This is a genomic window from Micromonospora sp. DSM 45708 (genome assembly GCF_039566955.1).
GTDB lineage: Bacteria > Actinomycetota > Actinomycetes > Mycobacteriales > Micromonosporaceae > Micromonospora.
The window spans coordinates 1,660,927-1,674,902 of the sequence record NZ_CP154796.1 but is presented as its reverse complement, the minus strand read 5'-3'; the positions used below and the strand labels follow the sequence as shown (position 1 = coordinate 1,674,902).

The following is a 13,976-nucleotide window of genomic DNA, read 5'->3' as shown; positions in this document are numbered from 1 at the left end:
GTTCATCTCCGATCCGTCGCCCGGCCCGGTCCGGCCGGTGGCTCAGACTAGGCAGGAACGCCGCCAACCACATCCGAATTCCGGCAGGCGGGGACGGCATCAGTGCTCGGGCTCACCGAGCCGCTCGATGATGTCGGCGCGGGTCTGCCGGGCGCTGGACAGGTAGTCGGCGAACATCTGCGGCGACTGCCGCGCCAAGGGCTCGTAGAAACCTATCGACTCCGTGACCGCCGCCAGCGCCCCGGCCAGGTCCGCGTCCACGTTGACGCACACCCACGCGTACGCCCACAACGCCGTCGCGAGGTCGGGCAGGTGGGCGGCGGGGTTGACCTCGGCCAACCGGCGGCGGATGGCCACGGCCTCCTTCGCCGCGGCCAGCGCCTCGTCCCGACGCCCCACCTCCGACAGCCGGTTACCGAGGTTGGTCAACGAGATGGCGAGGTGGGACAGGTAGGCGGCCGGGTTGACCTCCGCCAACCGGCGACGAATCGCCACCGCCTCCTCCGCCGAAGCCAGCGCCTCCTCCCGACGCTCGGCCCCCGACAACCGGGCGCCGAGGTTGGTCAACGACATCGCGAGGTGGGACAGGTAGGCGGCCGGGTTGACCTCGGCCAACCGGCGGTGGATGCCGGTGGCTTCCTCCGCCGCGGCCAGGGCCTGCTCCTGATGGTCCAGCTCGGACAGGAAGACGCCGAGGTTGTTCAACGAGATGGCGAGGTCGGGTAGGTAGAAGTCAGGGTTGGCCTCCGCCAGCCGCCGGTAGACGCCGGCGGCCTCCTCCCCCCGGGCCAGCGCCTCGTCCCGACGCCCCATCCCGGACAGGAGTGTGCCGAGGTTGGCCAACGAGATCGCGAGGTCGGGCAGGTAGGCGGCGGGGTTGGCCGCCGCCAACCGCCGGCGGATGGTCTCGGCTTCCTCCGCCGGGGCCAGCGCCTCCTCCCGACGCCCCACCTCCGACAACCGGGTGCCGAGGTTGGTCAACGACCCGGCGAGGTGGGGCAGGTAGGCGGCGGGGCTACCCTCCGCCAACCGACGCCAGATGGCAACGGCTTCCTCCGCCGGCGCCAACGCCTCCTCCCGACGCCCCACCTCCGACAACCGGGCACCGAGATTGTCCAACGAGGTCGCGAGGTGGGGCAGGTGAGGGGCCGTGTTGGCCGCCGTCAACCGACGCCAGATGACAACGGCTTCCTCCGCCGGCGCCAACGCCTCCTCCCGACGCCCCACCTCGGACAGCAGGACGCCGATGTTGGCCAACGAGGTCGCGAGGTCGGGCAGGTGGGCGGCCTGGTTGGCCGCCGCCAACCGGCGACGGATGGCCACGGCCTCCTCCGCCGGGGCCAGCATCTCCTCCCGACGCCCCACCTCGAACAGACGAACGCCGAGGCTGGTCAACGACATCGCGAGGTCGGGCAGGAACGCTGCCGGGTTGACCTCCGCCAACCGGCGACGAATCGCCACCGCCTCCTCGACCGGGGCCAGCGCCTCATCCCAACGCCCCACCTCCGACAGCGCGTTGCCGAGGTTGTGCAACGAGGTCGCGAGGTCGGGCAGGTGGGCGTCCGGGTCGGCCTCCGCCAGCCGCCGGTAGATGCCGGCGGCTTCCTCCGTCGGGGCCAGCGCCTCCTGTCGACGCCCCACCTCCGACAGCCGGCTGCCGAGGTTGGCCAACGCCCCCGCCAGCTCGGGCAGAGTGGTGGCGGGGTTGGCCACCGCCAACCGGCGGCGAATGGCCACCGCCTCCTCGACCGAAGCCAGCGCCTCCTCCCGACGCCCCACCCCCGACAGGTGGTTGCCGAGGTTGTGCAACGCCCCCGCGAGCTCCGGCAGGTAGGCGGTGGAGTTGACCGCCACCAACCACCGCCAGATGCCGGCGGCTTCCTCCGTGGGGGCCAGGGCATCCTCCCGACGCCCCACCCCCGACAGGTGGTTGCCGAGGTTGTTCAACGACATCGCGAGGCGGTGCAGGTAGGCCGGATTGGCCGCCGCCAACCGCCGGTAGACGCCGGTGGCTTCCTCCGCCGCGGCCAGAGCGGCGGTGTGGTGGCCGGCGTTGGCCAGCCGCCAGGCGTGGACGGCGTGCAGCCGGGCACGGTCGGCGTCATCGTCGGTGTGGTCCAGGCGCTCCCGGGTGAGATGGCCGGTGATCGCGGCGGCGGCGATGTCGAGATCGATGTGCCGCCCTTTGGGCAGCAGGGGTTCGAGGGCCGCCAGGATGGCGGTGTCGATGTCGGGGACGCCCGCCAGGCGGGTGAGGGTGGCCCCACCGGCGGCGATCACCAGATCGGGCTGGCGACGGACCAGCGGGTACAGCACGTCGGTGGCGATGTGCGGCCATCGGCGCGCGGTCTCGACGAGAGTGGTGACCGCAGCCGTGGCCCATGCCGGCGGTGGCCCATCGGCGGCGAGCAGGTCGGCGAGCGCGCCGAGCGCCCAGTCCTTCGCCAGGGTCGTGGGCCCGCCGTGGCCGGGGGTGGACAGCGCGATGAGGTCCTCACCGAGCCGGTCGGGGTGCAGCGGCTCGAACACGAGTCGGGCGTCGGTCGGCGGGTAGCAGGTCGCGTGATCGTCGATGATCCGGTCCGCGGCGGGGCTGTCGGCGGCGAAACCGGCCCGGGTGAGGGCATCTCGGGCGGCGGATCGGGGCTGGGCCCCGGTCAGGGTCGCGGTGTAGACGGCCCGGTGCATCACCGCGGGTGGGCTCGCCAGGGGGTCTCCGGGTCCGGCGCGCAGCTCGTGCCAGTACGCCTCCTCCCGCAACAGCAGATAGGCCGAGACCGCGTCCGCCCGCACCGGCGGGTCATCGCCGTGCCGGATCGCGTCGACGGTGGCCAGGGCGGCCATGTGCACGGCCAGGACCTGCGTGAAGGCGGGCCCGGTCAGATCCGGTACCGGCCAGCCGGCCGGTTCGAGATCCATGACCGCGGCGAAGCGCTCGGCCGCGGTGGTGAACAGTGCCGGCCGGTCGTCGTCGCTGTCCGCGGCCAGCGGCGGCAACGCCACCTGGCCGGTGTCGATGCCGAGGTCACTCTCGGCCCGGTTGGCCACCGCGGGCCACCAGTAGCCGTCCGAGCGCGCCAGCATCAGCACCCGTACCCGCACGCCGGTCCGCGTGTGCAGGTCCCGTAGCTGGGTGAGCAGGGCCACCAACGCCGAGGCCGGCCAGCGGTCGGCGTAGTCCACGACCGCCAGCACCGCGCCACCGGGCAACTCGACCCGGGACACCGGCACGGTTCCGGGCACCGGGGTCGGCGTGTGCACCACCGTCCACACCGCCCACCCCGCGGCTGCGCACTGCGCGGTTACCTCGGCCGCGAGACGGGTCTTGCCCTGGCCACCCGCCCCGTGCACCAGCAACGCCGCGACCGGCTCGCCGCCGCGCACCCACTCGGCCAGCGCGTCCAGGGTGCGTTCACGTCCGGTGAACGGCACCACCTGGTGGCGGGCCAGCAACAGGCAGCTTGGATGCGACCGGGCCTTGGACACGCTCACCGGCACCGGGGAACTGTTGGCCGTGCTCACCCGGTAGGGCGGCCGATCCGGGCTGACGACGGTGACCTTCCCGGCGACGTCGGAGATCTGGATGAGGTCCCCGAAGACCACGGTCCCGGTCACCACCTGACCCGCCGCCGGCTGCGCCCACCACCGACGGCTCACCTGTCGATGTCCACGTCACCGCCGGCACCGTCGACCTGCCGTACCGGCCCCGCCGTCCACGACCGCGTCACCGACTGCCCGTCCCCGGTCGGCACGCCGCCGGTCCCTGACCCGGCGGCCGGCGGCGGCGCGGTGGGTGCCGACGGCGTCCCGGTCGCCGGCGCGGCCGGCCCGATGCGAACGTCGCCGCGCACCCCGCGGACCTGAGTCACCCCGGCGCCGACGACGCTGTCGGTGACCGACTGCCCACCTGCCGCCCGCCGGGCACCGATCAGCTCGTACGCGGACAGGCCCACCCCGGCGAGCGCGAAGAACAACGCGATCACGCCGGCCAGTTTGTTCGCCCGGTCGAGGTTCTGTGCGGCCAGAAACGCCGCCAAACCGGCGCCCACCAGCCCGACGACGATCGTCACCGCCCGTCTGCGCACCCGATCACCCGCTGCCATCACCCCATTGTGGGGTGTCCCGGCCAGCGGCGGCGGTCCGTGACGCGGACGGAGCCTCGGGCCGGGCCGTGGGAGCAGCTCCCGGATCAGGCGCCGATGCGCTGCTCGGGGATGGAAAGGCCGTAGAGCGCCATCAACTCCGGGCTGTCGATCCGGCTGCCGTCGGCCACCGCGTCGCAGGCGATGTCGACGATCTGGTCCTTGTGCGCCAGCAGGTAGGGTCGGGCGCCGACGTCGGCGCTGGCCAGGGTGGCGATGCCGGGCCAGTGCCGGCGGCCGAAGAGCATCGGGTAGCCGCGCAGGCCGTCGTAGGTCGCGCAGACCAGCACGTCCGGGTAGGGCAGGGCGGTCACCCGGCGGACCGCCTCCTCGGTGAGCCCGGGCATGTCCACCGGCACCACGACGACCGCCTCGACGCCGTCGTCGGTCATCGCGGCGAGCCCGGCCCGGATCGAGGAGCCCACGCCGGTGCCCCAGGCGCGGTTGACCACGACGGTGGCGCCGGTCAGGTCGGTGGTCCGCCTGACCTGCTCGGCCGCCGCGCCCAGCACGACCACGACCTGCGCGCAGCCCGCGTCGGTCATCGTGTCGATCATCCGGCGGACCAGCGGCTTCTCGCCCTGGTGCAGCAGCGCCTCGGGGCCGCCGATGCGGCGTCCCCCACCCGCGGCGATGATCATTGCAGCGATCCGGTTCAGCGGTGCCCCCTCGACCAGGGGGACGGACCGGGCACAGCCGCGCCCGGTCCGTCCCGTCGTACGCACATCGGGCCCAACGAGCGCGGCCAGGCACGGGTAGCGGGGCAAAACGGAAAATTGTGTGACTATGCCGCATTGGCGTAGCAGTCCACCGTGGACAGGTCGAGCGGGAACCGGACCGGGGTGTCGCCGAACAACAGCCGGGTGGCCCGCGCCCCGGCGGCGGAGACCGCCTCGGTGACCGCCTCCGCCTCGTCGACCGGACAGTGCACCATCACCTCGTCGTGCTGGAAGAAGACCAGCTCGGCCGCCGTGCCGGCCAGCTCGGTGCGGAGCGTGGCCAGCAGCGTCGACGCCCACTCGGCGGCGGTGGCCTGGATGACGAAGTTGCGGGTGAACCGCCCCCGGGAACGGGCCGCGCGGGCGGACGGGCCGTGCGGGTCCACCGGCCCGTCCGGCGCCGCCTCGTCCCCGTCGACGAACCCGACCGCGCCCGGCGGGCAGGTGCGCCCGAGCCACGACCGGACCAGTCCACCCGCCTCACCGGTGCGGGCGGCGGCCTCGACGTACCCGAACGCGGTCGGGTAGTTCTTCCGCAGCACCGCCAGCGCCGGCACCGCCGCGCCGCCGGTCTGCCCGTACATGGCGCCGAGCAGCGCCACCTTGGCCCGGGCCCGGTCACCGGCGAACGCGTCCCGGGCCAACGCGGCGTAGAGGTCGCCGGCACCACCCGCGGCGGCCAGCCGCTCGTCGCCGGAGACCGCGGCGAGCACCCGCGGTTCGAGCTGGCCGGCGTCGGCCACCACGAACGTCCAGCCCGGGTCCGCCACCACGGCCCGGCGGATCACCTTCGGGATCTGCAACGCGCCGCCGCCGCGGGTCGCCCACCGGCCGGAGACCACGCCACCGGGCACGTACTCCGGGTGGAACCGGCCGTCGGAGACCCAGGCGTCGCGCCAGGCCCAGCCGTGCGCCGTCCAGATGCGGTACAGCTCCTTGTATTCCAGCACCAGCGGCACCGCCGGGTGCTCCACCCCGCGCAGCACCCAGGCCCGGGTGTTCGGCAGCTCCACCCCCGCGCGGGCGAACGCCCGCAACAGCTCCGCGGGCGAGTCGGCGTGCAGATGGCGTACGCCGAACGCGGCGGAGATCCGGGCCTGGAGCTCGGCCAGCCGGCGGGGCGGCCCGCCGACCGGGGACGCCTCGCCGAGCAGCTCGGCCAGGATCGCGTCGTGCACGTCGGCACGCCAGGGCAGGCCGGCCGCACCCATCTCGGCGGCGATCAGCGCGCCGGCCGACTCGGCGGCCACCAGAAGCCGGAACCGGCCGGGGTGGGTCGTCGCGGCGATCCGGGCGAGCTGGTCGGCGTACACCCGGGTCAACGCCGTGATGCCCGGACCGGACGGGCCGGACGGCGGGTCGAAGAGCGCGGCCTGGCCGTGGCCGGGCGGCTCCGGCGCGCGGGGCGCCGGGTCCGGTGGGACCGGTGCCCCGGTCAGCCGGGCCCAGGCGGCGGGCAGCGCGCGCGGCTCGCCCCAGCGGCCGGCGTGCCCGAGCAGCAACGTCTCGGTCAGCTCGACGTCGTGGCAGCGGTCGAGCCGGACGCCGGCGCGCAGCAGCGCCGGGTAGACCGCCGCGCCGCTGGCCCACACCCAACGGGGTCGCTCGGCCGCCTCGCGGGCGGCGACCGCGGCGGCCAGGTCGGCCGTCTCCTCCACCGGACCGGCCGCCCGCCCGTCGGCGTGCAGCGGTTGCAGCACGCCGCCGCCCCGCTCCCCCGCCACCACCGCCACCACCAGCACGGACGTGATTCTGCCTCGCCCCACCGACACCCTCCCCCGCGAATTCACGGAAAGAGTGGCCGTCCGGCGTCGGATGGCCACTCTTTCCGTGAAACTGCGGGCGGGGCGGGGCGGGGCGGGGCTACTTGCCGACGCCGGCGGTGAGGCCGGACTGGACCTGGCGCTGGAAGACGATGTACACGATCAGGACCGGCAGCATCGCCATGGTGACCCCGGCGAACAAACCGGACCAGTCGGACTTGTAGCCCTGGTTGACCGACAACTCGATCAGCCCCTGCGCGATGACCTGGTGCTTCGGCTCGCCGGCCACCGACTGCATGAGCAGCGTCGGCAGGTACCACTGGTTCCACTGGCCCAGCACGTTGAAGATGCCGATGCTGATCAGACCCGGCTTGGCCATCGGCAGCATCACGTTGAAGAACGTACGGGTGTGCGAGGCCCCGTCCACCGAGGCCGCCTCCGCGATCGAGTCGGGAAGCGTCCGGAAGAACGAGTGCATGAAGAAGATCGTGAACGACAGCGACCAGGCCACGTAGACCAGGATCAGCATGGCGTGCTTGTTCGGGCCGAGCAGCGGGAAGCTGACCCCGGTGTTGTAGACGCCCTTGAACAGCGGCACCGCCGCCAGGTAGATCGGCAGCGTCAGGCCGGACAGGAACATGTAGTAGATCAGCCGGTTGCCGCGGAACTCGAACCGCGCCAGCGCGTACGCGGCCATCGAGCCGAGCAGCATGGTCAGCGTGACGCTGCCGGCCAGCACCAGGAGGGTGTTCAGGAAGAACGACCCGAGGTGCCCCTCGGTCCAGGCCCGACCGAAGTTCTCGAAGTGCAGCTTGTCCGGGATCAGGGACAGCGGCTCGCGGATGACCTCCGAGTCGTCCTTGAGCGCGGACATCACCACCCACAGCAGCGGGTAGATGACCATCACGGCCCAGACCACCAGGAAGATGTGGGAGAAGCCGTTGAAGATCCGGGAGCCGACCCCGCCGCGGTGCCGCTCCCCCCGGCGTACGGGGGCAGCCCCGGACCCGGGGTTGGCCTGTCCGGCCCGGTCGAGATCGTGTGTCGCCGTGCTCATCGCCGCGCCTCCTTCAGTACTCGATACGGTCACGACGGGTGATCCTCAGCTGCACGGCGGCGAGCAGGATCGTGAAGATGGCCAGCGCGACACCCATCGCGCAGGCGTAGCCGAACTGGCCCTTCTGGAACGCGGTGAAGTTGAGCACCGACGCGAAGATCTCGCTGGCGTGGTTCGGCCCGCCCTGGCTCGGCGTCATGACGAAGACCAGCGCGTACATGTCCAGCGCGATGAAGCCCAGGTAGACCCAGGCGACCGAGATGCTGTCCCGCAGCAGCGGCAGCGTCACCTTGAAGAACGTGTGGAACCGGCCCGCGCCGTCGAGGATCGCGGCCTCGTAGATGTCCTTCGGGATCGACTGCATGGCGGCGGAGAAGAGCACCATGTAGAAGCCGGCGCCGCTCCACACCGCGATGAGCAGCAGCCACCACAGCACCGCCGGCACGCCGAGGAACGGCTCCGGGTCGGCGGTGAACGCGATCGGGTTGTCCGCGTCCACCAGCCCGATCTTGATCAGCAGGCCGTTGATCAGGCCCTGCCCGTCGGTCCGGTAGATCTGCTGCCACATCACGGCGATGACCACCAGCGACAGCACCTGCGGGAAGAAGAAGATGACCTTGTAGAGCGCGGAGCCGAACACCCCGCGGATGCCGGCCCTGTCCTCGCGTCCGCCCACGTTGAGCAGGAACGCGAGGAACAGGGCCAGCGCGATCGTGAACAGCGGCACGGTGACCAGGAAGAACACGTTGTGCCAGAACGCCTTCCGGATCAGCTCGTCGGAGAACAGCCGGACGTAGTTGTCCAGCCCGACGAAGCGCTGGGAATCCGAGTACCCACCCCAGTCGGTCAGCGAGTAACCCGCCGCCTGGGCGAACGGCCACACCACGTAGAACAGGTACAGCGCGACGGGCAGGGCTAGGAAGCCCGTGACGAAACGCGCGACTCCGTGCCGCATTGAACTCACTTCCTCGACAGCGTCAGGCGGTGCGGGTCTGCTTCTTGATCGACGAGTCCTTGGCGACCTTGTCGGCGGCCGACTGCATCTTGTCGACGAACTGGGCCGCGGTGAGCCGGCCGGCCATCAGCTCCTCGGAGAGGTTCTGGCTCTCCTTGTCCAGGTCGGCGTAGAAGTCCGGGAACTTCACCGAGATCAGCTCGCCGCTGCCGCCCTTGACCAGCTTGTTGGCGCTGGCCAGCGCCGTGTCCTGGACGTTGTCGCCGGAGCCCTTGGTGGAGGCCAGCGACTTGGTCAGCTCGGCGAACTTCGCCGACCCGGCCTTGGACAGGATGGCCCGCAGGAACTCCTTCGCGGCCTCCTTGTTCGGCGCCTTGCTGGGCACCACGAAGCCCTCGCCGGAGGCGGCGAAGACGTCCTTGGCGGCCTTGTCGCCGGGCTTGCTCCAGTAGTCCGACATGGTCAGCTCGAACCCGGGCGGGATGGTCGCCGCCATCTCGTTCTTCAGCCACGTGCCGACCTGGATGAACGCCGCCTTGCCGTCGAGGAACGCCTGCTGCGACTGGGTGTGGTCGAGCTTGCCCGGCAGCAGCAGCTTGTCCTTGACCAGCTTCTCCCACGGCTCCAGCGCGGCGACGATCCCGTCGGCCTTCCAGGCGCCGTCCTTCAGGTTGTCGATGTCGACGACGGCCTGCTTGCCGACCGCCTTCCAGATGCTGGCGAACAGCGCCCAGCGCGGGTAGTAGCCGTGCGCCGCGTCGTGCACGTACGGCGCCATGCCCTTGGCCTTGATCTTCGGCGCCAGGGCGAAGAACTCGTCCCAGGTCGTCGGCGCCGTCCAGCCCTCCTTGTTGAACAGCGCCGCGTTGAACCAGTTGCCCCAGACCGTGTAGGCGACGTTCACCACGTAGAACTTGCCGTTCTGGGTGCCGTCGCCGACGGTGCCGGGCAGCAGCGAGTCGCCGACCGTGCCCTCGCCGTCCCAGGCGGGTGCCGTGAGCAGGTCGTCGAGCGGCTCGATGGCGCCCTCGTTGATCAGCGTGCTGCGGTCCATCATGTCGGCGCCCGAGTTCATCACCAGGTCGCTCGGCTGGGTCGCCATCTTGGGCTGCTCTTCGGTCTTGATCTTCTGGGTGGAAGACATGTTGACCGTGACGTTCGGGTGCTTGGCGTTGAAGACGACCTTGTCCTCCTTGGCCCACTGGTCGCCCAGCCCACCGTTGAAGACGACCACCTTGACGGCGCTGCCGTCCTTGACGCCGAACGGGTTGTCCTTGCTCTTGGCCGTGCCGCCGCCGTCGGACTTGCTCGGCTCGCTGCCGGCGCAGGCGCTGAGCAGACCGGCCGCCGGGATGGCCAGCAGACCGGCCGCGCCGGCGCGCTGGAGCAGCGTCCGACGGCTCAGGTCAGACTTCTCGGGGATAACCGACATCTTTGTCTCTCCTTGTGGTGTCGGGTCAGGCGGTCCGCCGGAGGCGCCCGGCGTACCGCGACTCGAGGGCGAGGTTGTGCTCGTCCCCACCGGGGACGTTGGCGGAGAGGTAGACAGGGGGTACCTCTCCGGCCTGGTGGAACCGTCGTACGACCTCGGCGGTCAGCAGCTGCGCCAGCAGCGCCGCGGTGACCGAGGAGACCGCACAGACCGCGCCGCCGCCCTCGAGCGGCAGCAGTGCGTCGCCGTACGGCGCGCCGTTGTCCAGCACGACGTCGGCGAGGTCGGCGAGCCGGTGCCCGGAGGGGTGCCGAGAGGCGACCCGGGCGGTGTGCTCGACCGAGGTGACCGCGATCAACGGGTGGCCACCGCGCTTGACCAGCGTCGCCAGCTCGACCACCGAGCCGTTGATGCCGGACTGCGAGGCGACCACGAACACGTCCTCGGGCTGCGGCGCCGCCAGCGCGAACAGCCGGTGCGCCACCGACGGGTCGCGTTCCAGCTTGGGGTCGGCGAGCACGTCGCGGGGCGCGTCACCGTGCAGCACGAGGTCGTGCAGGGAGAGTCGGTTGCTGGCGACCAGGCCACCGGCGCGGGCCACCAGCTCGGCGGCGAACGCCTCCGAGTGGCCGGCGCCGAACGCCTGGAGGACGCCGCCGGCACGCAGTCCGCCGGCGATCAGGTCCGCCGCCCGGTCCACCGCGTCCGCCTGGCTGTCCACCAGCCGGTCGAGGACCGGGCGGACGGCGTCCGCGTACCGCTGGGCACTGATCATGAGAGGGCCCCCTTGGCGGCCTTGTGCCCGTCGACGGCCTGGGCGGTACGCCGGAAGGCCGCGTGGGCGCGGTCGTGGGTGCGCTGCGCCACCGCGATGTAGAGCAGGTCGAGCACGACGAGCTGCGGGTGCCGGGCGGAGAGGGCGTCCGGCCGGAAGGTGGTGGCCTGGCTGGCGGTGACCAGGACGATGTCGGCCAGCTCGGCCAGCGGTGAGCGGGGGAAGCCGGTCAACGCGACGGTGGTGGCCCCGCGGCTGCCCGCTTCGGCGAGCAGCTCGATGGTCTCCCGGGTCTGGCCGGTGTGCGAGATGCCGAGCGCGACGTCGCCCGCGCCCAGCAGCGCGGCGCTGGCCAGCCCCTCGTGCACGTCGCTCCAGGCCCAGGCGGCCACCCCGATGCGGTGCAGGCTGAACTGCATCTCCTCGCCGACCAGCGCGCTGCCGCTGGCGCCGAAGATGTTCACCCGGCTCGCCCCGGCGATGGCCACCGCCGCCCGTTCCACCTCGTGCAGGTCGAGCAGGGCGGCGGTGTCGTGCATGGCCCGCGTGTCGGCGGCCATGATCTGGTCGAGCACCCGGGACAGCGGGTCGCCGGGCTGGATCTCCCGGCCGATGTCGACGGTCCAGCCCGCCGAGCGGGCCCGGCCGGTCTCGGCGGCGATGCCGAGCCGCAGGTCGGCGTAGCCCTCGAAGCCCATCGCCCGGCAGAATCGGGTGATGGTCGCCGGTGACGTGCCGCTCCGCTCGGCCAGCTCGACGATGGTGGCGCGCGCCGCCGCCTCCGGGTCGCTGAGCACGTGCTCGGCGACCCGTCGCAACGCCCCGGTCAGCTCCCCCGCGCCGGCCCGGACCCGGGCCAGCACCCCGTCGACGCCCCGCCGGTCGGCATCGACCACCGCGGTCGCCGCGGAAGTCTCGACCTCGTGCTCGGCCATCGGCGAAAGCCTTTCGGAAAGGAGTGTTAACTGTTAGTGGTAAAAGTTCTTACTGAAGGCCCCTCCGTGTCAAGACCGTGGGCGAAGTTTTCAAACTGTTACCTGCCGCGCTGCCGCGATCTTGCGCGGGGAGGGCCCGGCCGGTCAGCATGATGACCATGTCGGACACCGTCGTGGTCGGCCTCGACGTCGGGGGCACGTCCACCCGCGCCACCGCCGTCAGCCTCGACGGTGTACGCCTGGGCACCGGGCGGGCCGGCGGCGGCAACCCGACCAGCCACGGCGCCGACCGGGCCGCCGCCGAGCTGCTCGCCGCCCTCCGCGCGGCGCTCGCCGGGGTCGATCCGACCCGGGTACGCGCCGGCGTGATCGGCCTCGCCGGCGCCGGCCGCCTCCGCGCCGATCCCGAGGGGCGTGCCGCCTTCGACCGGGCGTGGACCGAGGCGGGGCTGCGCTGCCCGTACGCCGTGCACGGCGACGCCCTGGTCGCCTACGCCTCCGGAACGGCCGCCCCGGACGGCACCGTGCTGATCGCCGGCACCGGCGCGATCGCCGCCCGGGTGCACGAGCTCCGCCTGGACCGCACCGCAGACGGCCACGGCTGGCTGCTCGGCGACGCGGGTTCCGGATTCTGGCTGGGACGGGAGGCGGTCCGCCGGCTCCTGACCGACCTGGACCGGGCCGAGCCGCCCGGGGAACTGGCCCGCCGCGTGCTGGCGGAACTGACCGGCACGACCGAGGTCGCCGCCCGCCCCCGGGAGACCGCCGGGGCCGTGGTGCAGGCGGTCACCCGGCGACCGCCGGTGGACCTGGCCCGACTCGCGCCACTCGTCGTCACCGCGGCCCGCCAGGGCGAGCAAGCCGCCAGGGCGATCATCGCCGAGGCCGCCGCGCTGCTGGCCGAGAGCGTCTCCCGGATCCGTCCCGCCGACGCGACCGACCCGGTGGTGCTCGGCGGCGGCCTGCTCACCGGCGACACCCCGCTGGCCGCCGTCGTCCGCGCCGAACTGGCCCGCCGCTGGCCGGCCGCCCCGCTGCACTCCGCCGGGGACGGCGCCGCCGCCGCGGCCTGGCTCGCCGCCCGGGACCTGCCCGAGGTCACCGACCCGGCGGCGCTGCACGCGCGGCTGGTGCCGGCCAGGGCCTGAGCCCCGGCCGGCCGCCGGTCCTACCCGGAAGAGCCGGTCACCTACCGCGCCGCCCCGCCGCCCGCCCCCGTCACCCGGGCGGCCGAGGCCAGTTGCAGGTCCAGCAGCCGACGTACCCGACGCAGCCGTTCCTCCTCCCGGCGGATCAACTCCGTCTGGTAACCGGCGAGCAGCGACGCCGACAGTTGTGGCAGACCCACCTCGGCGCGGCACCGCTCGTCGGCCACCGCGGTGGCGATCTCCACCGCCGACACCTCCCGCTCCGGTTCCTCGTCGGTCACCGACACCGAGGTCGCCCAGCGCCCGTCACCCTCGGCCGCCGTGGTCTCCGGATAGTGGTAACCGGACCGCGCCATGCAACCGCTCCACCGGCGCTGCGCCCGCCGGTACCGGTCGTCGGCCGCCAGCTTCGCGGCGGCGGCCTGCTCCAACTCGGCGAAGGCGGTCCACGGCACCACCCGCTCGTCCCCGATCGCCGCCCGCAGCTCGCTGCCCGCCGGCGTGTCCAGCGCCCGCCGCGTCTCGCCCTCGCAACCCCCGGCCGGCACCGCTACGCCGCGGAACTCGGCCACCGAACCGTCGAACGCGGCGACACCGGGCTCCGGGACGACGAGCGCCTTCGTCAGTCCCCGCACCGCGCCGGTGAAGAGGTCGGACTGGTAACCGACCGGGCCGCGGTAGCCGTACCGGGCGGGCTCGCGGTCGTCGAACGCGCCGACGGCCGCCGCCGCGGTCGCGCCCGGATGCCGTACCGGGCGGACCGTCGGCACCGCCAGGTCGATGCCCAGGCGGGCCATGCAACGGCGGGCCAGCAGCAGCCGGGCACGCTGAATCCGCTGGTAGTCCGCGAGGGTGGGTTCCAGGGCCGCGATCGGCAGGGACGCGCCGGGCACGGGCCCCGCGGAGGGTACGGCGCCCTCCCCGACCGCCGCGCCGGCCCGGCCGGGGACGACGGCGGTGGCGTCGTCACACCCGGTCAGCGCCGCGCCGAGCAGTGCCGTCACGAGCAGGACGCGAAGCAGACGTGGCACGGTGCCCCTCCAGGCCGGT

11 protein-coding genes are annotated in these 13,976 nt (G+C 73.0%); 1 reads left to right on the top strand and 10 read right to left on the bottom strand.

The features are described from left to right. Positions 1-99: 99 nt before the first annotated feature. From VKK44_RS07940 to VKK44_RS07900, 9 genes are all read right to left on the bottom strand, one after another. Entirely contained in the window at positions 100-3,657 is a 3,558-nt protein-coding gene (locus VKK44_RS07940) for a tetratricopeptide repeat protein (protein WP_343446193.1), read from the bottom strand. After that, positions 3,654-4,103: a hypothetical protein gene (locus VKK44_RS07935; RefSeq protein WP_343446192.1), complete on the bottom strand. Its 450-nt coding sequence runs from the start codon at positions 4,101-4,103 to the stop codon at positions 3,654-3,656. The genes VKK44_RS07940 and VKK44_RS07935 overlap by 4 nt, the downstream gene beginning before the upstream one ends. An 86-nt stretch (positions 4,104-4,189) precedes the next feature. After that, entirely contained in the window at positions 4,190-4,783 is a 594-nt protein-coding gene (locus tag VKK44_RS07930; RefSeq protein WP_343446191.1) for a nucleotidyltransferase family protein, read from the bottom strand. A gap of 143 nt (positions 4,784-4,926) precedes the next feature. Further along, positions 4,927-6,633, bottom strand: coding sequence for a bifunctional 3'-5' exonuclease/DNA polymerase (locus VKK44_RS07925; RefSeq protein ID WP_458351620.1), 1,707 nt, complete (start codon positions 6,631-6,633; stop codon positions 4,927-4,929). 91 nt (positions 6,634-6,724) lie between these two features. Continuing rightward, positions 6,725-7,681, bottom strand: coding sequence for a carbohydrate ABC transporter permease (locus VKK44_RS07920; RefSeq protein ID WP_458351619.1), 957 nt, complete (start codon positions 7,679-7,681; stop codon positions 6,725-6,727). A gap of 13 nt (positions 7,682-7,694) precedes the next feature. Beyond that, on the bottom strand, positions 7,695-8,636 hold the full coding sequence (locus tag VKK44_RS07915; protein WP_107156895.1) for a carbohydrate ABC transporter permease: 942 nt from the start codon (positions 8,634-8,636) through the stop codon (positions 7,695-7,697). A gap of 22 nt (positions 8,637-8,658) precedes the next feature. Further along, positions 8,659-10,068 (bottom strand): N-acetylglucosamine/diacetylchitobiose ABC transporter substrate-binding protein, encoded by a 1,410-nt coding sequence (gene ngcE, locus VKK44_RS07910; protein ID WP_343446189.1) that lies wholly within the window; start codon positions 10,066-10,068, stop codon positions 8,659-8,661. 25 nt (positions 10,069-10,093) lie between these two features. Then, on the bottom strand, positions 10,094-10,843 hold the full coding sequence (locus VKK44_RS07905; RefSeq protein WP_343446188.1) for an SIS domain-containing protein: 750 nt from the start codon (positions 10,841-10,843) through the stop codon (positions 10,094-10,096). After that, the gene (locus VKK44_RS07900) at positions 10,840-11,778 is read right to left on the bottom strand and encodes a MurR/RpiR family transcriptional regulator (protein ID WP_343446187.1); all 939 of its coding nucleotides are present in this window, start codon (positions 11,776-11,778) and stop codon (positions 10,840-10,842) included. Before VKK44_RS07900 ends, VKK44_RS07905 begins: the two co-directional genes overlap by 4 nt. Before the next feature lie 158 nt (positions 11,779-11,936). Between VKK44_RS07900 and VKK44_RS07895 the strand changes: the two genes are divergently transcribed. Next, on the top strand, positions 11,937-12,926 hold the full coding sequence (locus VKK44_RS07895) for an N-acetylglucosamine kinase (RefSeq protein ID WP_343446186.1): 990 nt from the start codon (positions 11,937-11,939) through the stop codon (positions 12,924-12,926). Positions 12,927-12,967: 41 nt separating this feature from the next. On the opposite strand, the gene VKK44_RS07890 is transcribed toward VKK44_RS07895, so the two are convergent. After that, the gene (locus VKK44_RS07890; RefSeq protein ID WP_343446184.1) at positions 12,968-13,957 is read right to left on the bottom strand and encodes a hypothetical protein; all 990 of its coding nucleotides are present in this window, start codon (positions 13,955-13,957) and stop codon (positions 12,968-12,970) included. Positions 13,958-13,976: the final 19 nt, after the last annotated feature.